This window comes from Afifella sp. YEN Y35, from assembly GCF_047553465.1.
Classification (GTDB): domain Bacteria; phylum Pseudomonadota; class Alphaproteobacteria; order Rhizobiales; family Afifellaceae; genus Afifella; species Afifella aestuarii.
This window is the reverse complement of the sequence record NZ_CP180203.1, coordinates 2,722,406-2,742,221: the sequence shown is the minus strand read 5'-3', so window position 1 is coordinate 2,742,221 and position 19,816 is coordinate 2,722,406. Positions and strand designations below refer to the sequence as shown.

The window sequence follows — 19,816 nt, the reverse complement described above, 5'->3', positions numbered from 1 at the left end:
CGATATCGCCGGTGAATATCGCCTTTCGGTTCAAGGCGGCGGGTTGACCTCGGTGCCGTGACCCATTTCACCCAGGGTGAGACAGAAGCCGCCGACGAACAAGAGACGAGAAGGAGAGGGGCGTGGACGCTTCAACGAGACGGGATGTGACCGTCGTCGATCATCCGATGGTGCAGCACAAGCTGACGATCATGCGCGACAAGGCCACGTCCACGGCGAGTTTCCGCCGTCTGTTGCGCGAGATTGCAGCACTTTTGACCTATGAGGCGACGCGCGACCTGGAATTGACGACGACGACCATCGAGACGCCGCTCGCCACGATGGAGGCGCCGACCCTGGCCGGCAAGAAGCTCGTCTTCGCCTCCATCCTGCGCGCCGGCAACGGCCTCCTGGAAGGCATGCTCGATCTGGTGCCGGCGGCCCGCGTCGCCCATGTCGGGCTCTACCGCGATCCGGAGACGCTGCAGCCGGTGGAATATTACTTCAAGGCGCCGGAAGATCTGCACGAACGCGTCGTCATCGCCGTCGATCCGATGCTGGCGACGGCAAATTCCGCGATCGCCGCGATCCAGCGCCTGAAAGAGCGCGGGGCGAAGGATATCCGCTTCGTCTGCCTGCTGGCGGCGCCCGAAGGCGTGGAGCGCTTCCGTGCCGCCCATCCCGACGTGCCGGTGGTGACGGCCGCGATCGACAGCCATTTGAACGATCACGGCTATATTCTGCCGGGCCTCGGCGATGCCGGCGACCGCATGTACGGGACGAAATAGCGGTTTTCGGCGGGGTGCCTGCTGGACGCTCTTCATCTCGCCTTGCGGATGACGAGCGCATCTGACGCAAGGGCGTTGCAGCGCGCTCCAGTTCTTCTCCCCTCTGGGGAGAAGGTGGCGGGCAGAGCCCGCCGGATGAGGGGTGGGCTTTTATCCCGCGCCGAGATCCGTTCTTCGTCCACCCCTCACCGCCCGCTGCGCGGGCACCTCTCCCCCCAAGCACAAAGGGGAGGGGAGAGGAATGGAGCCTGCTGCAGGCGCTGTTCTTCAATCGTAGCGGCCACGGACATCGCAGCGATAAGGGTCATTGCGACGGCACTGATGAGAGCACGTTCGTGGCCTTCGCTGGTGCGAAGCCACAGGCGAACGAAGAAGCTCTCGCTGCCTCGTGCGGGAGCCGCGCGGACACGCTTCTCGCCGCAAGGGCATTGCAGCGGGCTCCCGTTCTTCTCCCCTGTGGGGAGAAGGTGGCGGGCGAAGCCCGCCGGATGAGGGGTGGGCTTTCATTCCGCGCCGAGATCCGTTCTTCGTCCACCCCTCACCGCCCGCTTCGCGGGCACCTCTCCCCAGAGGGGAGAGGAATGGAGGGTCCAGCCGACGCTGTTCTCAATTGCAACGGCCACGGAAATCGTAGCGGCCACGGAAATCGCAGCGATAAGGGTCATTGCGACGGCACTGATGAGAGCACGTTCTGGCCTTCGCTGGTGCGAAGCCACAACGAAGAAGCTCTCGCTGCCTCGTGCGGGAGCCGCGCGGACACGCTTCTCGCCGCAAGGGCGTTGCAGCGCTCCCGTTCTTCTCCCCTGTGGGGAGAAGGTGGCGGGCGAAGCCCGCCGGATGAGGGGTGGGCTTTCATCCCGCGCCGAGATCCGTTCTTCGTCCACCCCTCACCGCCCGCTGCGCGGGCACCTCTCCCCAGAGGGGAGAGGAAGGGTGCCTGCTGCGCGGATTTCCGGAAAAATCAGGTGGTGACGAACTGTTCGTTGAGGGCGTAGCCGGCGCCGCGGACGGTGCGGATCGGGTCGCGCATGCGGCCGCGGTTGATCGCCTTTCTGAGGCGGCCGACATGCACATCGACGGTGCGTTCGTCGACATAGACGTCGCGGCCCCAGACGCCGTTCAAGAGCTGCTCGCGGGTGAAGACGCGCCCCGGGCTGCGCATCAGGAATTCCAGAAGCCGGAATTCCGTCGGGCCGAGATGGATCTCGCGCCCCCCGCGGAAGACGCGGAAGGTGCCGCGGTCGAGTTCGAGATCGCCGGCGGCGAGCTTGTCGGCGACCATTTCCGGGCGCGTGCGGCGCAGGAGTGCCTTCACGCGTGCCATCAGCTCCGGCACCGAGAAGGGTTTGACGACATAATCGTCGGCGCCGGTGGCGAGCCCGCGGATGCGTTCGTCTTCCTCGCCGCGCGCCGTCAGCATGATGACGGGGAGTTTTGAGGTGGCCTCGCGCATTCTGACGCGGCGGCAGAGTTCGATGCCGGAAAGGCCCGGCAGCATCCAATCGAGCACGAGGAGGTCGGGCGCCTCTTCCAGAAGGCGCAGCTCCGCATCGTCGCCGCGCCCCACCGTGTCGACGGAATAGCCTTCCGCCTCCAGGTTGTAGCGCAGAAGCAGCGTCAGCGGTTCTTCATCCTCGACGACGAGAATCCGGGGCACCTGCATGGCTCACTCCGTCAGCCCGCGGACGGCGCAGTCGCCGCGCGTTCCATCTGTTTGCCGGTGACGAGATAGGTGATCGTCTCGGCGATGTTGGTGGCGTGGTCGCCGATGCGCTCGATGTTCTTGGCGCAGAAGAGAAGATGCGTGCACATGCCGATATTGCGCGGATCTTCCATCATGTAGGTGAGCATCTCGCGAAACAGCGACACATACATGGCGTCGATCTCGTCGTCGGAGCGCCACACCGAGATCGCCTTCTGCACGTCGCGCGAGCCATAGGCGTCGAGCACGTCCTTGAGCTGGCGCAGGCCGAGGCTCGCCAGATGTTCGACACCGCGGCGAAGCTGGTGGTTCATCCGCTGGTCTTCGATGGCGAGCGCGCGCTTGGCGATGTTCTTGCCGAGGTCGCCGACGCGTTCCAGATCGTGCGAAATGCGGATCGCGGCGACGGTTTCGCGCAGATCCTGGGCCATCGGCTGGCGCTTGGCGATGACGAGGATCGCCCGCTCTTCGATCTGGTAGTGCATCTGGTTGATCTGGCGGTCGCCGAGGATGACGTCCTGGGCGAGCTGCGCATTGGTGCTCAACAGCGCATTCACCGCCTCGTCGAGCTGCTGTTCGACGAGACCGCCCATTTCGGCGATGGAGCGGGCGAGTTCCCGCAATTCCTCGTCATAGGAGGTGACGATATGTTCAGACACGGGGCTCACTCCTCTCCCGATTAGCCGAAGCGGCCTGTGATGTAGTCCTGGGTGCGCTTGTCGGTGGGGTTGGTGAACATCATGTCCGTCGGCCCCTCCTCGACGAGATAACCCAGATGGAACATGGCCGTGCGCTGCGAGACGCGCGCCGCCTGCTGCATCGAATGCGTGACGATGACGATCGTATAGTTCTCGCGCAATTCGTCGATCAGCTCTTCCACCTTGGCGGTGGCGATGGGGTCGAGTGCCGAGCACGGCTCGTCCATCAGGATGACTTCCGGGTTCACGGCGATCGCGCGGGCGATGCAAAGGCGCTGCTGCTGGCCGCCGGAGAGGCCGGTGCCGGGTTCGTCGAGCCGGTCTTTCACCTCGTTGAAGAGGCCGGCGCGCTGCAGGCTCGTGGCGACGATCTCTTCGAGGTCGCGCTTGCCGGAGGCGAGGCCGTGAATGCGCGGCCCGTAGGCGACGTTCTCGAAGATCGACTTCGGGAACGGGTTCGGCTTCTGGAAGACCATGCCGACCCGGGCCCTGAGCTCCACGACGTCGAGCGATTTGTCGTAGATGTTCTCGCCGTCGAGCGTGATGTGGCCGGAGACGCGCGCGATGTCGATCGTGTCGTTCATCCGGTTGAGGCATCTGAGGAAGGTGGATTTTCCGCAGCCTGACGGGCCGATCAGCGAGATGACCTGATTTTCCGGCACGTCGAGATCGACGTCGAACAGAGCCTGCTTTTCGGCGTAATGGACGGACACTTTCTCGGCGCGCATTTTCGGCACGGCGGCACTCTCCTGCGGCACTTCGGGCGGCGCTTTCGTCGCCGTGGCTTTGGCCGCGCTCGGGCTATGGCTGATATCGTTCATGGCGAATTCTCCCAGTTACCAGCGCCGCTCGATGCGCTGGCGCAGCAGGATCGCGATCGCATTGAGGCTGATCATCAGACCAAGCAAGACGATGATGGCGGCATTTGTGCGGGCTTCGAAGAAATTGAAGTTCTCGTTGCCCTGCCAGAGGTAGATCTGCACGGGCAGGGCCGTCGCCTGATCCATCGGGCTCGCCGGCACGCTGGCCACGAAGGCGTTCATGCCGATGAGAAGGAGCGGCGCGGTCTCGCCGAGCGCCTGGGCGACGCCGATGATGGTGGCCGTCAGAATGCCCGGAATGGCGAGTGGCAGGACATGGTGGAAGACCATCTGCGTGCGCGAGGCACCGAGCCCGAGCGCCGCTTCGCGGATCGACGGCGGAATGGCGCGCAAGGTGCCGCGCGTGGCGATGATGATCGTCGGCAGCGTCATCAAGGTGAGGACGAGACCGCCGACGAGCGGCGCCGACAGGGGCAGATGCATCCAGTTGATGAAGATCGAGGCGCCGAGGAGGCCGAAGACGATCGACGGCACTGCGGCGAGGTTGTTGATGTTGACCTCGATGAAATCGGTGAAGCGGTTCGTCGGTGCGAATTCTTCCAGATAGATGGCGCTGGCGACGCCGATCGGAACCGCGAGCATGATGACGACCAGCATCATGTAGAGCGAGCCCATGAAGGCGCCGGCAAGACCGGCCGAGGCCGGTGAGGAGCGCGAATCGACGTTGAAGAAGATGCCGGAATTGAAGCTCTGCGTGATGACGCCCTTTTCGGCGAGCGCATCGGCGATTTCCTGCTCGCCGGTGGAGAGCTGCTGACGGCTTTGCCCGAGCGAACGATCGATATTGCCTTTGAGCCAATTGTCGACATCGGCGTCGGCGAGAAGATCGACCTCGATCGTCTGCCCGATGAGGTTCGGATCTTCGAGCACCATGTCGCGCAAGGCATAGCGCTCGCCGCTCGCGACGATGCCGACGATATCGCGGGTCTTGGCGTCGGCGAGATCGGCCGGCAGCACGCCGCGCACGGCGTTTTCCAGGATCTTGTTCCAGCTGACGCGGGCGAGCGCGCGCCGCCAGTCGGTCAGCTCGGCCTGGAATTCGGCCGGGTTCTGATTGGCCTTCTGGACCGGCGGCTGTCCGACGTCGATGACATCGGCATTGAGCGAAATCTCAAGATGCAGGGTCGATTGCCAGAAGGCCGGCACGCCCTTGAAGAGGACGGAGCCGAAGAGCACCGCCACCATGGCGAGGGCGGCAAAGATCGCGGCAAGGCCGAGCACCTGGAACCGGCGCTCCTGCGCATGACGGCGCTTGAGGCTGGCCCGGACGGCGTTGAGCTGGCTTTCGACGGGCGCCGAAGCGGACATGGTGTCGGTCGTGCTCATTCGTACTGCTCCCGGTATTTGCGGACGATGTAGAGCGCCACGACGTTGAGGCCGAGCGTCATGATGAAAAGCGTGAGGCCGAGGGCGAAGGCGACGAGCGATTGCGGGCTGGCGAAATCGGTGTCGCCCGTCAGCTGGTTGACGATCGAGACGGTGACACTGGTGCTCGGCTCGAACGGGTTGAAGCGCAGCACCGGCGAATTGCCGGCGGCGAGCACCACGATCATGGTTTCGCCGATGGCGCGGCTGACGGCGAGAAGAAAGGCGCCGACGATGCCGGGCAGCGCCGCCGGCAGGATGACGCGCTTGATCGTCTCAGAGCGGGTGGCGCCGAGCCCGAGCGAGCCGTCGCGCATGGAGGCGGGCACCTGCGTGATGATGTCGTCGGACAGGGAGGAGATGAACGGAATGATCATCACGCCCATGACGGCGCCAGCGGTGAAGGCGCTGGTGGCGCTGATGTCGAGGCCGACGGCGGCCCCCATATCGGCGAAGAACGGACCCGCGACGGTGAGGGCGAAGACGCCGTAAACGATCGTCGGGATGCCGGCGAGGATTTCGATGATCGGCTTGGCGATGTTGCGCAGATGCGAGGAGGCGTATTCGGCCATGTAGATGGCCGTCATCAGCCCGATCGGCAGCGCCACGAGGATGGCGATGGCGCTGATCATCAAGGTGCCGACGAGGAGCGGCAGCAGGCCGAAATCGCCCTGGCCGGCGCCGACGGAGGAGAAGCGCGGGTTCCAGACCGTGCCGAAGAAGAAATCGAGCGGATTGACGAAGCCGAAGAAGCGCACCGCCTCGCCGAGAAGCGAGGCGACGATGCCGACGGTCGTCATGATGGCGACGGCGGAGCACAAAAGCAGGAGGATGCGGATGACGCGCTCCACCTCGTTGCGGGCGCGCAGCCGGGGCGTGATGCGGCGCAAAGTGTAGACGAGGCCGGCGACCGCCGATGACGCCGCGAGCGCGATGAGCGCGAAATTCCAGATCGCGTGATAGGTGCCGAGCCGCGTCGCCGCGACGTTCTCGTAGGGCTTGGCTTCGCCGACGATGCCGAAGCCGGTGGCGATCTGGTGGATGCGCTGCATGACGCTGCGCAATTCGTGAGCCGGCAGCTCGCGCACTTCCGGCGGCAGGGCGGAGAAGATCACGTAGCGGGTGATGATGGGCTCGAAGAGCCCGAAAACGATGATCACCGCGAGAGCGGGAATGGCGCACCAGATGGCGACGAGGAGGCCGTGATAGGCCGGACGGGAATGCGGGCGGGCGTCGGAATGGCCCGTCACCTTGCGGTAGCGGCCGAGCGCGACCTGATAGCCGAGCGCCATCAGGGTCAGCAGAATACCGACGATTATGAGATCACTCACGAACAGACCTCTCGTTGCGCGCTCTCGCTGAGCGAACCGAAAGCGCGATGCCTTTTGTCTCTTGCGGTCATGGCCATGTCGCGGGGAGAGGAAACGAAGAGAACCGACAAGAGAAAAGGGCGGAGCGTGTGGGCACGCTCCGCCCCTATCAGATTAGCCCTGCAGGTCGGAAGCCGAGAGCGTCTTTTCGTCCTCGACATTCTGACGCTGCGTCTCGAGCTCGTCTTCCGGAGCCGGGATCATGCCGGCCTCTTCGAGGCGACCGCCGGAGCCGGCCATGTCGTCGGAGAGGAAGAACTCGGCATAGTCCTTGATGCCCGGGATGACGCCGATGTGCTCGCCCTTGATGTAGAAGAAGAGCGGGCGGGAGACCGGGTAGTCGCCGGAGGCGATCGTGTCGATGCTCGGCTCGACGCCCGACATCGTGGCGACCTTCAGCTTGTCGCGGTTCTGGTCGTAGAAGGAGAGGCCGAAGACGCCCATCGTGTTGTCGTTGGCTTCAAGGCGCGCCAGCGTTTCGGTGTAGTCGCCGGAGATCTCCGTGACACGGTCCTGACGGAAGTTGAGGCAGGTCGCCTTCTTCTCGTCTTCGCTCATTTCCGGAAGACCGGCTTCCTCGCAGCCCGGGAGAACGACCTTCTCCTCGAAGACTTCTCGCGTGCCGTGATTGCCGGCCGGGATGGCGAGCTGGATTTCTTGATCCGGCAGGGAGGAATCGATGTCGCTCCAGCTGGTGTAGGGATTGTCGACCATCTTGCCGTCCTGCGGGACCTTGGCGGCAAGCGCCTTGTAGACGTCGACCGGCTTCAGGGCGAAGCTGTCCTTGTCGGCATTGGTGGCGAAGACGATGCCGTCGTAGCCGATGCGGACTTCGATGATCTTTTTGACGCCGGCGTCGTTGCAGGCCTTGATTTCGGACGGCTTGATGCGGCGCGAAGCATTGGCGATGTCGATGGTGTTCTCACCGACGCCCTGGCAGAACTGGCGCAGACCGCCCGAGGAGCCGCCGGAGCCGACGACCGGGGTGTTGAAGTCCGGATAGGCGTTGCCGAATTCTTCCGCCACGATGGAGGCGAAAGGCAGCACGGTGGACGAACCGGCGATCTGGATCGTGTCACGGGACTGGGCGTTGGCAGCGCCGGCCGAGAAGGCGGCGCCTACGGCCAGCGCCGCGACACCAGCGAGAAGCTTGTAAGTCACTGAGATATCTCCCTGTTTTGCTTCGTAAGAAAGCATGGCCATGCAGCGATGACCGGGGGCCTTCCTAGGCGTCGGGCGAAACAGGTTTGTGAAATTAGTATGACACTTGAATGACAGTCGGGGCTGGAATCGTTTCCCCGCCTAAGGGGAGAGCTCGCAGGGGGTGCGCGGAAAGCCCGGAACTCCGGGATTCCGGGAGCGATGGTGCGCTTTCCGTGTGGTTAATGGAAATTGCGCGTTTTCACGTTTATGCCGCCGTCGAATCTGAGGTCGGGAATGAAAATGTCGTGGCCGCGCATGCCCATGGCCTTCACCTCCCGGGAATCCGGCCCGCCGCCGGATTTCGCCTGATCGGCGCGGCTGCGCTGGAAGGGGAAGGGCGCCTCGCGCTCGCCGACCTTTTTCAGGAGGTCGGACAGATCGATGAGCTGATCGGCGACGATATGGGTGACCTCGCCCTCGCGCTGCAGGCGGCCGCGGCAGGCGATCATGCCGGCCGATAAGACGATGCGCCGCTGCCGCTCGAAGAGCTTCGGCCAGATGATGAGATTGGCGTGGCCGGTCTCGTCTTCGATGGTGATGAACATGACGCCCTTGGCGCTGCCGGGGCGCTGACGCACCAGGACGAGGCCGGCGATGGTCACGAAGCGTCCCTCCCGCAGACCGGCGAGATCCGCCGTCGGGACGATGCGGCGGCGCGTGAGATCTTCTCTGAGGAAGGCGACCGGGTGCCGGCGCAGGCTCAGGCCCGTGGCGGCATAATCTTCGACCACTTCGCGGCCGGGCTTCATCGCCTGCAGGGCGATGGCGGGCTCGTTGCCCTCCGGCCGGATCTTCTCCTCGCGCGCATCGGCGGCGGCAAAGAGCGGCAGCGGGCTGTCGGCCAGAGCGCGGATCTCCCACAGCGCCTGGCGCCGGGAGAGGCCGATGGCGGAAAAGGCGTCGGCCTCGGCAAGCCGCTCCAGCGCCGCCACCGGCAATCCGGCCCGCCGCCAGATTTCTTCCAGGCTCCGATAGGGGCGATGGCGGGCGGCGAGAAGCGCTGCGCCGTCCTTGTTGGCCAATCCCTTGGCGAGCCGCAGCCCGAGCCGCACGGCAAAGCGGCCCTCCTGGCCGTCGAGCGGTTCGAGCGTGGCATCCCAGCGGCTGTCGTTGACGGAGACGGGCCGCACCTCGACGCCATGGGCGCGCGCATCGCGCACGAGCTGGGCGGGGGCATAAAAGCCCATCGGCTGGCTGTTGAGGATCGCCGCGAGAAAAACGTCCGGGTGGTGGCATTTCACCCAGGAGCTCGCATAGGCGAGAAGCGCAAACGAGGCGGCATGGCTCTCGGGAAAGCCGTAAGAGCCGAAGCCTTCGATCATCTTGAAGGCGCGCTCGGTGAAGTCCGGGTCGTAGCCGCGCTCGCACATGCCGGTGATGAACTTGTCGCGAAAAGCGCTGACCCCGCCGGTGAATTTGAAGGTCGCCATGGAGCGGCGGAGCTGATCGGCCTCAGACGGCGTGAAGCCGGCGCAATGGACGGCAAGCGACATCGCCTGTTCCTGGAAGAGCGGCACGCCGAGGGTCTTGCCGAGAACGCGTTGAAATTCCGGCGTCGGATAGGAGGGCGTCTCCTTGCCCTCGCGGCGGCGGAGATAGGGATGCACCATCTCGCCCTGGATCGGGCCGGGACGCACGATGGCGATCTGGATGGTGAGATCGTAGAGGTTTTTCGCCTTGAGGCGCGGCGACATCGCCATCTGGGCACGGCTTTCGATCTGGAAGACGCCCATCGTGTCGGCATGGCCGATCATCTCATAGACTTCCGGCCGCTCCGCCGGGACGGTGGCGATGTCGAGATCGCGCCCGCAATAATCCTTCAGAAGATCGAAGGCGCGGCGCAGGCAGCCGAGCATGCCGAGCCCCAGAACATCGACCTTCATGAAGCCCAGAATGTCGATGTCGTCCTTGTCCCATTCGACGATCTGGCGGTCGGCCATCGCCGCGGGCTCGATCGGAACGAGGGTGTCGAGCCGGTCTTCGGTCAAGACGAAGCCGCCCGGATGCTGCGACAAATGCCGGGGAAAGCCGATCAGCGCCTTGGCGAGCTTCAAGGTGAGCTGGAGCCGGTAATCGCTGCCATTGAGATTGAGATCGGCGACATGGCGCTCTTCGACGCCTTCCTTGCTCCAGCCCCAGATCTGCGAGGAAAGGGCGGCGGTCACGTCCTCGGTGAGGCCGAGCGCCTTGCCGACCTCGCGCACCGCGCCCTTGGAGCGGTAGCGGATGACGGTGGCGCAGAGGGCGGAACGGTGCCGCCCATAGGTTTCGTAGATCCACTGGATCACCTCCTCGCGCCGCTCATGCTCGAAATCGACGTCGATATCGGGCGGCTCGCCGCGGTCGCGCGACACGAAGCGCTCAAACAGAAGGTCGTTGCGCTCCGGATCGATGGAGGTGATGCCGAGCGCGAAGCAGACGGCGGAATTGGCGGCACTGCCGCGCCCCTGGCAGAGGATGCCCTTGGAGCGGGCGAAGCGCACGATGGAATGGACGGTGAGAAAATAAGGCGCGTAATCGAGCTCCGCGACGAGGGCGAGCTCATGGGTGATCTGAGCCGTGACCTTTTCCGGCACTCCGTCCGGAAAGCGCCATTGCGCCCCCTCCCAGGTGAGTTTGGTGAGCGCCTCCTGCGGCGTGAGGCCGGGGATCGAGACCTCCGCCGGATACTGGTATTTGAGCTCGTCGAGCGAGAAGCGGCAGGCGGCGGCGATCTCCAGGCTTCTTGCGAGCGCCTGCGGGTAGGCGGAGAAAAGCCGCGCCATCTCTTCCGGCGGCTTCAGATGGCGCTCCGCGAAGGGCTCGCGGCGAAAGCCGAGTTCGTCGATGGTGACGCCTTCGCGGATACAGGTGACGACATCCTGCAGGATGCGCCGCTCCGGCGCGTGATAGAGGACGTCGTTGGTGGCGACCGGCGCCACTCTGGCCCGCTCCGCCATGGCGAGGAGCGCGGCAAGACGCGCCGCATCGTTGGGCCGGCGGCGCAAGGTGAGGGCGAGCGAGGCATCGGCGCCGAAGGTCTCTTTGAGCCAGGCGAGCCGGGTGGCGAGTTCCGCATCCGCCATATCCGGAATGAGCGTCGCCATCTGGCCTTCGCCGAAGGCCGCCACTTCCTCCGCCGTGACCACGCAGGCGCCCTTGCCGGCGCGTTTCTTGCCGAGGCTGAGGAGCTGGCAGAGCCGCGCATAGGCCGCCCGGTCGCGCGGATAGAGAAGGAGAGGCATGCCGCAGGCGAGATCGAGCCGGCAGCCGACGATGAGGCGCACGCCCGTCGTCTTCGCGGCCTGGTGGGCGCGCACCAGGCCGGCGAGCGAGCCGCGATCGGTGAGCGCGAGTGCCGGCAGGCCGAGACGCGCCGCCTCGGCGAACAATTCCTCCGGATGCGAGGCGCCGCGCAGGAAGGAGAAATTCGAGGTTGCCTGCAATTCGACGTAAGGGGCGGCGCTCATGCGAAGAAGCCGTGCAGATACCAGCGCTGCGGGCGGTTGCCCGCTTCCTCGCGAAACAGCCAGAAGCGCTGGCCGGCCTCGTCCTCGACCTGGAAATAGTCGCGGGCGAGCGCGATTTCGCCGGGGGCCCGCCACCATTCGCCGAAAATCCGCTCCGGCCCGTCGGCGCGGCAGATGCGGTGGCGGCGCCCCTTCCAGATGAAGAGGGCCGGCGGATAATCGGGCAGAAGCGCGATGACTTCGACGGGCATCGGGTCGGCCAGAAGCCGGGCCGGCCGCGGCCAGTCGCGCAGCCAGTTTTCCGGCCGCGGCGTCTCCGTCCTGGGGTTCGGGGCAAGGGCCGCGACCCGGCGCACCGAGCGTTCCGGCCAGTCGCTTTCGACGGGCGCCGTGCGGTAGATGCGGCCCGCGCCGAGCCGGTTGGCGAGCCGGTCGACGAGGGTGGAGAGATCGGGCTCCTGCGGCCGGCCGTAAAACTCCGAGGCGATCTGCTCGGGCAGGAGCGGGCGCGTGAGGGGGGCGGCGAGAAGGACTTTCTCCACGCCGAGCCCGCAATCGAGGCCGGCAAGCTTTTCGCAGACGAGGCGCGCCATATGCTCTGGCGCGCGGCTGGGCTTTGCCATGCGCACCGAGACGATGCCGGTGCTGCGATCGAGCCGGGTGACGTGAAGGTCGAGCCGCCTTGCTCCGTGCTGGCGTGCCTCCAGGACGGCGGTGAGATCCACGCAGAGACGCTCCACCGCCTGGGCGAGCCCCTCCGCCGTGATGACCGGCTCCACGAAGGAGAGTTTTGCCGAGACGAGCTCGGGCGGGATGAGGGGAACGAGCGGCTCGCGCGACAGGCCGAGCGCCTGATCGAGGCGCAGGAACACGTCATGGCCGAAGCGGCGGGTGATCGGCGCGCGTTTGACGCCGATGAGGTCGCCGATGCGCTCGAAGCCGAGCCGGCGCAAAGCCTGCGTCGTCTCCGGCGAAAGGCGCAGGGCCTCCACCGGCAAGGGAGCGAGCGCGCCTTTGAGGCTCTGCGTTTCGGCGATGCGGGTGCAGTCGGGCGCGGCAAAGCGGGCGAGCGCATGTGCGGCGCCGACGCTTCCGGCAAGCGCCAGCCTTGCCGTCAGACCGCGGCGGGCGAGACGGGCGGCGAGATCGGCGAGGAGATTGTCCTCGCCTTCGTCCGGATTGCGGCTCTGCCCTCCTGTCCTGGCCGCAAAAAGATGCGTGCAGCCGGTGACATCGAGAAGGAGCCCGTCCGGCGGGGACGGCATCACCACCGGGCTGTAGCGGGCAAGACACCAGGCGGCGAGTTTCGCAAGGCCGTGGGCGTCCGCCTTCGGTGCATAGTCGCGCAAGGTGAGGCCCGGCAGGAGGAGCTGCGCCTGCGTCGCCGCCATGCCGGGCTTCAGCCCATGCGCCAGGGCGGTCGCATCGACGGCGGCGACGAGGCGCTGGGCGCCGATGCGCGTCGTCAAGGCGAGCGGCGCCTCAGGCGGCAGATCGGTCGAGGTGAGGCGCATCCGCTCCGTCGCGAAGAAGGGCAGATACACCGAGACGACCCGTGCCATCGCAGGCCTCCGTAATGAAGCTCGCCGGATCGGCGCCCCGGCAGCGCATGAGATCGACACGCCAGCGCCCGCGCCCGATGCCGGCGACAGGATGGGCGGCAGAAGACGACGACATCAGCGGCAGCGAGGGGGCGGAGCGGATCCGCCAGCGCGTCGCGGCGGCCGTCGGCTCCGCCCCCGTCTGGCGATGCGGCCGGAGAAGCGTGAAGGCCGTCACGCCCTCGCTTTCGGCGGCAAGCTGCAGGCGCCTGGACGCGGTGAGGCCGAGCCGCGCCACCTCGCCGACGACGGCGGCAAGCCCCGCATGGTGCAGCCCCTCTTCCATGGCGGCGAGCACGTCGCGCTCGTGCCAGGTTTCGGCATAGATCACCCGGTCCGGATCGAGACCGGCGGCCGCAAGGCTCGGGGTGAAAAGATCGCGGGCCTTGAGGCACCACAGAACGGGGCCGGAGAGGCGGGCGAGGAGGCCGGCGAGAAACAAGGTGGCGGCGGCGATGTCTTCTGCGCCGCCGTTCCCGCCGATCTTTTCGATCCCGCCTGCTCCGGTTTTGTTCGTTTCTTCAAGGGCCTGGCGGTCGATCGGGAGGGCGGATCCGCCCCAGATCTCGTGCAGGGCGCCAAGCCGCAATCCCCCCTCCGGCAGATGCGCATCAATCGCCTCCGCCTCGAAGGCGAGCGCCGGCGCATCCGGGCGGGCCCCGGTCTCCAGGGCGCCCACTTCGCGGCGCAGCTCTTTGAGAACGGCCGCGCGCCAGCCCGCGCCGGACTCCTTGTCGTGTTGTGCTCCGACCATTGTGATGGGATCATGTTCCTATTTTGTTCTTATGGATTCCCGAGATGGCGAAGAGAGTCAAGACGCGTCTGTGGCGAGGCGCTGTGAAGAGGGGGAGATGAGGCGAGGCGGGAAAATCTTTCGTCGCGCCAGACCTGCGGGAAAGCTTCGCAAAAGCTCAGATGACGAGAATGTGAAGCTGGCTATGAACTATTCCATTCGCCAGACGTTCCCGGAGATGAAGATGCAGACAAGCGCTGACGATTTGACATAACGCTTCTGCAGCATGTGGTCCATTAAACCGCGATTGGTCAGAGGGTAGAAGAAAATATCATTATGGCTGCCGATGAAAAAGAAGAGGAGCGTCTGCGAGCGCTTCGTGAACTCAATATTCTGGACACGGCGCCGAGCGAAAACTTCGACCGCATCACCCGACTTGCGGCGCAATTTTTCGAGACCCCGATTTCGGCAGTTTCTCTTACCGATGTCGATCGGCAATGGTTCAAGTCGCGGGTCGGCTGTGGCCCCCAGATTCCGCGCGAGCATGCCCCTTGTGCCGAGGTGACGCGCTCGGGCGACGTGCTCGTCGTCCCCGATCTCGCCGAGGATCCGCGCTTCAACAAGAGCGTGCTCGTCGAAAACGGCGTGCGCTTTTATGCCGGCGCGCCGCTCGTCACCGAAGAGGGATTGACGCTCGGCTCCATGTGCGTCCTCGACACGGTTCCCCGTGAGATCGCTGAGGACGACGAAAAGGCGCTGCGCGACCTCGCCGCCATGGTCATGACCCAGATCGAGCTGCAGCATGCCTTCGGCCGCATCGACCCGGTGAGCGGCCTGCCCAACCGCCAGCAATTCACCGAGAATCTCGAGGACATGGCGCGCGATTTTGCCGGCGAGCGGCGGCTGGCGATCCTGCTCGATCTCGCGCCGCCGAACCAGATCGTCCAGGCGCTGCGGGTTCTGGGGCCGACCTATCTCGACGATCTGATGCGCCTGTCCGTCGATGCCGTGCGCAATCTGAAGGTCGAGGGCCATACGGTCTATCATGTGGGCGGAGCCCAGCTTCTCGCCGTGATCGGCGATGCGGACGAAGAAAGGGTCGAGGGCGAACTCGTCAAGCGGCTCAACATGCTCGTCGATTTCAGCCGCGGCAGGGGGGCTGCGAGCCTGAGCCACATGGCCTGCGGCATCGCCCCTTTCCTCCTCGGCGAGGTCAAGGCCGGCGACGTTCTGCGCGCCGCCCATCACGCCGCGCAGGATGCCCGCGAAACCGACCGCATCGTCGGCATCTATTCAGCCGCGACCGACGAAGAGCACAAACGCCGCTATGCCCTGATCGCCGCCTTGCACGAGCTTCTGGAGAGGGGTGGTGACGGGGAGCTGTCGCTCGTCTACCAGCCGCGCATCGATCTGAAGACCGGCCGGTGTTATGGCGCCGAGGCGTTGCTGCGCTGGCAGCACCCCGAATACGGGTCCGTGTCCCCGGCCGAATTCATTCCGCTCGCCGAACAGACCGACCTCATGCGTCCGCTCACCTCCTGGGTGAAGTCCCGGGCCATCGCCCAGCTGCGCGCCTGGCGCGACGAAGGCTACGATCTGCGCGTTTCCATCAACGTCTCAGCCGCCAATCTGGAAGAGGAGGAGTTCGGTCTCCGTCTCGCCGGCGTGCTTGCCGAGAACGGCGTGCCGGCGTCGTGCCTGGAGATCGAGTTCACCGAGAGCACCTTCATCTCCAACCGCCGCCGTGTGGTGAAGAACCTGACCGACATCCGCGAGCTCGGGGTCGTCTGCGCCATCGACGATTTCGGCACCGGCTATTCGACCTTCTCCTATCTGCACGATTTCCCGGCCGACATCATCAAGATCGACCAGACGTTCATCCGCGAGCTGGAGCCGGGAAGCCGGGGATCTACTCTGGTGCAGAGCCTCATTCATATGGCCGGCGCGCTCGGCTACCGGGTGGTGGCGGAAGGCGTGGAGACGCAGGATGTCGCCGATTTTCTGATCGAGGCGGGCTGCCATGAAGGCCAGGGCTATCTGTTTTCCCGCCCCCTGCCGCCGGAGGCTTTCGCCGATTGGCTCAAGGGCCATGCGGCGGAGCGGCTGGAGGGATATGCCGCCTGAGAACTGCGCCGATGCCGCCGCTGGCGCCCTGGCCGATTCCCTCAGGAACGCCCGGCAAGAACGTCCGGCAGAAACGCCCCTCTCTAAAACCGCATCGAAAAACTGCCGTTGAAATCGTGGCGGTGGCCTTCGGCGGCGAACTCGCCGTCGTAGGAGAAGGACAGCATCGCCATTTCGGCGACCGCGACGGAGAGCGAGGCGCCGAGAAGCGCCGCATCGGCGGCAACCGGCGCGGCTTGCGTCGCAAAGCCCGGACCGCCGGCCACGAAGCGGAGTTTGGCCGCGGGTGCGAGGTCGCCCTCCGCATGGCGCCAGCCGGCATGTCCGGCGACAACGGCAAGCCGGCCGCCGGGGAGCGTGAAGAAGCTCGAGGCGCGCAGGCCGAGCGTGGAGAAGAGGAGGTTCTGGCTTTCCAGATCTCCGGCAAGCCCTGCCACGTCTCCCGTCTCCGAAATCTCGTCGCCGTCGACATGCAGGAAGGCGAGGCCGGCAAAGGGCTCGATGGCAAGAGCGGCGAGCGAGGTCTCGTAGCTCACCTCGCCGAAGACCTGGCCCGTCCGGTTCCAATAATCGGCGCGCTCGCGTTCGGCGAATTCGCCGATGACGACGTCGCGCGTCGTCTCGATATGGTTGAACGTATAGGCGGCTCCGCCCGTGAGGCCGAAAGCGCCGATGTTGCGGCCGCCGTAAAGGGCCGCGCCATAGCTGTCGACGACGGTGTCGGCGCCATCGCGTCCGTTAAGGGAGGTGCGCCCGATGACGACGGCGCTGCCGAGACGCCAGGCCGAGCCGACCATATTGTCGAGGCCGGCGATGAGCCCGCCTTCCTTGACCGAGTAGCCTGACCTGCCGGTTTCAGCCGAAAAAGTGCCCCAGCTGCCATAGGCTTTCGCCCAAATGTTGCGGCGTGCGCCGCGGGGTTCGCGGCCGGTGTTCCGGCCGGCGGCATAGGAGAGCGCCGCGCTCGCCGGGGCTTCGAGGAGATCCTCGCCCGTATAGGCGAGCGGGGAAAAGTGCGAGGGAGCCTCATCGCGCAAAGCCGTCCGCAGGCGCGCTCCGACCGCCTCGCGCAGGAAGCGCCCCTGTTCGACGACGGCGCGGCGCGCGGCGCCATGCACCTGTCCGGACAGGTCGCTGTAGGCGGCTTCGGCAGCCGCGGTATCGGGCGAAAGCAGGAGGGCGTCGTAGAGCGCGTTGCCGGCACCGAGGCTTTCGGCCGCCGCGGCGATGGCACGCTGATCGGCACGGGTGACGGCATCCTGAAAGGCGACGTCGTTGCGCGTGACGGCAAGCGACAGGGCACCGCTCTCGTAATCGAGCGCGAGATCGAGGAAGAGCCGGCTCGTCGCAAGGAGCGTGTCGAAGCGGCCGGTGACGCCCTCGCGTGCCGTCAGGAGCGTGTAATGTCCGGGGCCGCGCGCGCCGGACAAAGCGAGGCTGCCGCCCGCGATGACGGCCTTGCCGGCGACATCGACCCGGTCGCTCGACCCGTCGGTGGCGAGCTCGGCGGCATAGCTCGAACCGGAGGCGAGGGTGAGATCGCCATCGACCGACAAGGTCCCGATCCCGTCGGCCCCTGGCGAGAGCGTGCCGCCTGCATCGACGCGTGTCGTGCCGACCCGGCCGGTGCCGCCGAGAAGACCGTTGTCGCCGACCTGGAGCGTGCCGGCGAGGGAAGCTCCGCTGCCGGCCTCCTCGCCGACGAGAAGGCGCGCATTGCGGATGTCCGTCGTGCCGGTGAAATCGGAGGAGCGGCCGGTCAGGATTGTCGTGCCGGAGAAAACTTTGACGGCGCCATTGCCGGAAAGAACCGGGTCGAGCCTGTAATCAGGGTCGGAATGGTTGAGGAGGAGGGTGCCCGTCCCGTCCCCGAAAGTGATCGTCTCAGCCTCGATGCGGCCGGCGGAGACGGGGGTGTCTTCAGAGCCGATGGTGAGCGTGCCCACAGAGCCGCTCTGCTGGGCGACGACGAGATTTGCGGCCGTGACCCGGCCGCCGCCAGAGACTTTGAGCGCGCCGGTGCCTGCGTCTCCAACGGTGATCGCGCCGGACGAGGCGAGGTGCGAGCCGTTGCCGGTGACGTGGACCGTGCCGGATGCGCCGGCGGCCCTGCCGAGCACGATCTCCTGGCCTGCGGCGTGTCCGCCGCGGGATACGGCGAGGTCGCCCGATCCGGCCCCGCCGATGGTGAGGTCGCTTGCGCTCACGAGGTCCGAGCCGGCACCCTCGACGGCCGCCGCGCCGGAAGAGCCGGTCTTTTTGCCGATGACGATGCGGATGGCGCTGGCTTCGCCGCCAGCCGCGATTTTGGCATCGCCGCTGCCACCGTCACCGATGACGATCTCCTGGCCGGCCTCGAGCGAAGAGCCCGAGCCCGTGATGCGGACGGCGCCCGCGCTGCCCGTTTCCGCACCGACGATTGCTGCGGCCGCGGTGACGCTCGCGCCTCGGTCGATGGAAAGAAGGCCGGAGCCGCGCGTGCCGATGGAAATTCCGTCGATCACCGTCCAGGACGAGCCGCTGCCATCGAGAGCGGCGGTGCCGCTGGCCCCCGAGGTTTCTCCGAGGCTCGCACTGTCGCTTGTGACGGTTCCTGCCGCCGTGACGTGGAGCGTGCCGGTTCCGCCTGTCGATCCCGCGCCGCCTGCCGATCGCGCGTCAGCGTTGCCGCCGATCGCAAGCGCCTTGGTCGTCCACGAAGAGCCTTCGCCGGAAACCGTGACGCGGCCGTCTGAGCCGGCCTCGGCGCCGAGCGTGCTGTCGCCGCTCGTGAGCGCTCCGCCGGCCGTGACATCGATGTCGCCCGCGCCCTTGCCGCCGACGGTGAGCGCGCCCGTCGTCCATTGGCTGTCCGATCCGTCGATCGCGACTTTTCCGTCGGCGCCGGCCTCCGCCCCGATCACTCCGGAGCCAGAGGCGACCGACGCGGCGCCCGAGACGGAGAGAAGCCCCGAGCCGCGCGTGCCGATGGCAATGCCATCGATGACGGTCCAGGACGAGCCGCGCCCGTCGACCGCGACGTCACCCGTTCCGCCCGCCTGGTCGCCGATCGTGCCCGAAGCGCTTGCGACCTCGCCGCCTGCGGCGATGTCGAGGCGGCCGGAGCCGGCGCCGCCGACCGCGAGGCCGTGCGCGACGGCCCAGGTCGCGCGATCGCCGGAGACGCTGGCGATACCTTCAGCACCGGCGGAATCGCCGAGGAGGGCGCTGTCGGCGGTGAGCCGGCCGGAGGAAAGCTCGAGCTCGCCGATGCCGGCTTTGCCGACGATGAGGGTCGTGGCGACCGTGACGAGGGATTGGCCGGAGATGAGGAGTTTGCCGGCGCCGCCAGGCGCTTCGCCGAGCGCGAGCGAGGAGGTGGCAAGAGAGGCGCCGCCTTCGACGCTGAGCCTGCCCTGGCCCTCGTCGCCGACGACAAGGCTGCCGGCATTCTGCCAATTGGCGCGGTCGCCGATGACGGTGGCGTCGCCCGCCGCGCCGCTTGCGGCACCGATCGTGGCGGTCTGCGTCGCAAGACGGCTCAGGATGCGGATCGTGCCGCTTCCCGAAGCGCCGACGGCGAGCGACCCAGCCTCCGCGTCCTCACCTTCGAGACGCACCGCGGGCGCGGCATCGATCACGGCCGCATCGTCGCGGGAGGGCGTGCCGGAGGTCCAGTTTCGGGGATCGAGCCAGGTGTCGCTTGCTGTCGCCTGCCAGGCGGTGTCGCCGGCAAGGCTCGGCGAGGGGAATCCAAAACCTGCGGTCAGAAGGCCGACTCCCACGCCCGAAAATGCAGAACGCAACAAACTGATACGCATTTGCCGCCCTTGTGCCACGCATTGGTTACCAATCCGCTCTCGGCCGGAGAGAATTTTGTGCGACGCCCTCTTGCGTTCGATGCATTTAGATATATCTAAGTCGACGACATATCGAAATGCATC

Annotated in this window: 12 protein-coding genes; 2 read left to right on the top strand and 10 right to left on the bottom strand. The window is 66.4% G+C overall.

Translation table 11 applies throughout. The annotated features are described in order from the left end of the window. Positions 1 to 167 precede the first annotated feature (167 nt). On the top strand, positions 168 to 767 hold the full coding sequence (upp, locus tag ACK8CP_RS13000; RefSeq protein WP_414834260.1) for a uracil phosphoribosyltransferase: 600 nt from the start codon (positions 168 to 170) through the stop codon (positions 765 to 767). 961 nt (positions 768 to 1,728) lie between these two features. Here the strand turns inward: upp and phoB are convergent. From phoB to ACK8CP_RS12955, 9 genes are all read right to left on the bottom strand, one after another. Continuing rightward, entirely contained in the window at positions 1,729 to 2,424 is a 696-nt protein-coding gene (gene phoB, locus ACK8CP_RS12995) for a phosphate regulon transcriptional regulator PhoB (RefSeq protein WP_370872325.1), read from the bottom strand. Positions 2,425 to 2,441: 17 nt separating this feature from the next. After that, a complete protein-coding gene (gene phoU / locus ACK8CP_RS12990; RefSeq protein WP_128292146.1) occupies positions 2,442 to 3,128 on the bottom strand; it encodes a phosphate signaling complex protein PhoU in 687 nt (228 codons plus the stop codon). Between the two features lie 20 nt (positions 3,129 to 3,148). Further along, positions 3,149 to 3,895 (bottom strand): phosphate ABC transporter ATP-binding protein PstB, encoded by a 747-nt coding sequence (gene pstB / locus ACK8CP_RS12985; RefSeq protein ID WP_414834259.1) that lies wholly within the window; start codon positions 3,893 to 3,895, stop codon positions 3,149 to 3,151. A 108-nt stretch (positions 3,896 to 4,003) separates the two neighbouring features. Continuing rightward, on the bottom strand, positions 4,004 to 5,374 hold the full coding sequence (gene pstA / locus ACK8CP_RS12980; protein ID WP_414832089.1) for a phosphate ABC transporter permease PstA: 1,371 nt from the start codon (positions 5,372 to 5,374) through the stop codon (positions 4,004 to 4,006). Beyond that, positions 5,371 to 6,705: a phosphate ABC transporter permease subunit PstC gene (gene pstC / locus ACK8CP_RS12975; protein ID WP_414834258.1), complete on the bottom strand. Its 1,335-nt coding sequence runs from the start codon at positions 6,703 to 6,705 to the stop codon at positions 5,371 to 5,373. Before pstC ends, pstA begins: the two co-directional genes overlap by 4 nt. Before the next feature lie 192 nt (positions 6,706 to 6,897). After that, positions 6,898 to 7,944 carry a substrate-binding domain-containing protein gene (locus tag ACK8CP_RS12970; protein ID WP_414832088.1) on the bottom strand — a complete coding sequence of 349 codons (1,047 nt, stop codon included), beginning with the start codon at positions 7,942 to 7,944 and terminating at the stop codon, positions 6,898 to 6,900. Between the two features lie 221 nt (positions 7,945 to 8,165). Continuing rightward, positions 8,166 to 11,435, bottom strand: a complete 3,270-nt coding sequence (locus ACK8CP_RS12965) for an error-prone DNA polymerase (RefSeq protein ID WP_414832087.1) — start codon at positions 11,433 to 11,435, stop codon at positions 8,166 to 8,168. Beyond that, positions 11,432 to 12,997, bottom strand: coding sequence for a DUF6504 family protein (locus ACK8CP_RS12960; RefSeq protein ID WP_414832086.1), 1,566 nt, complete (start codon positions 12,995 to 12,997; stop codon positions 11,432 to 11,434). The genes ACK8CP_RS12965 and ACK8CP_RS12960 overlap by 4 nt, the downstream gene beginning before the upstream one ends. Then, on the bottom strand, positions 12,918 to 13,790 hold the full coding sequence (locus ACK8CP_RS12955) for an ImuA family protein (protein ID WP_414832085.1): 873 nt from the start codon (positions 13,788 to 13,790) through the stop codon (positions 12,918 to 12,920). Before ACK8CP_RS12955 ends, ACK8CP_RS12960 begins: the two co-directional genes overlap by 80 nt. A gap of 315 nt (positions 13,791 to 14,105) precedes the next feature. Here ACK8CP_RS12955 and ACK8CP_RS12950 point away from each other — a divergent pair, with 315 nt between their 5' ends. Next, positions 14,106 to 15,893: a putative bifunctional diguanylate cyclase/phosphodiesterase gene (locus tag ACK8CP_RS12950; protein ID WP_414832084.1), complete on the top strand. Its 1,788-nt coding sequence runs from the start codon at positions 14,106 to 14,108 to the stop codon at positions 15,891 to 15,893. A gap of 83 nt (positions 15,894 to 15,976) precedes the next feature. Here the strand turns inward: ACK8CP_RS12950 and ACK8CP_RS12945 are convergent, their stop codons facing one another. Beyond that, positions 15,977 to 19,657 (bottom strand): autotransporter domain-containing protein, encoded by a 3,681-nt coding sequence (locus ACK8CP_RS12945; protein ID WP_414832083.1) that lies wholly within the window; start codon positions 19,655 to 19,657, stop codon positions 15,977 to 15,979. Between the last annotated feature and the right edge of the window lie 159 nt (positions 19,658 to 19,816).

Coding starts and splice junctions, on each gene's coding strand:
- ACK8CP_RS12965 (WP_414832087.1), bottom strand. CDS start 11,435: ATGAGCGCCGCCCCTTACGTCGAATTGCAGGCAACCTCGAATTTCTCC.
- pstC (WP_414834258.1), bottom strand. CDS start 6,705: ATGGCGCTCGGCTATCAGGTCGCGCTCGGCCGCTACCGCAAGGTGACG.
- ACK8CP_RS12960 (WP_414832086.1), bottom strand. CDS start 12,997: ATGGCACGGGTCGTCTCGGTGTATCTGCCCTTCTTCGCGACGGAGCGG.
- ACK8CP_RS12955 (WP_414832085.1), bottom strand. CDS start 13,790: ATGGTCGGAGCACAACACGACAAGGAGTCCGGCGCGGGCTGGCGCGCG.
- ACK8CP_RS12950 (WP_414832084.1), top strand. CDS start 14,106: ATGGCTGCCGATGAAAAAGAAGAGGAGCGTCTGCGAGCGCTTCGTGAA.
- pstB (WP_414834259.1), bottom strand. CDS start 3,895: ATGCGCGCCGAGAAAGTGTCCGTCCATTACGCCGAAAAGCAGGCTCTG.
- upp (WP_414834260.1), top strand. CDS start 168: ATGGTGCAGCACAAGCTGACGATCATGCGCGACAAGGCCACGTCCACG.
- pstA (WP_414832089.1), bottom strand. CDS start 5,374: ATGAGCACGACCGACACCATGTCCGCTTCGGCGCCCGTCGAAAGCCAG.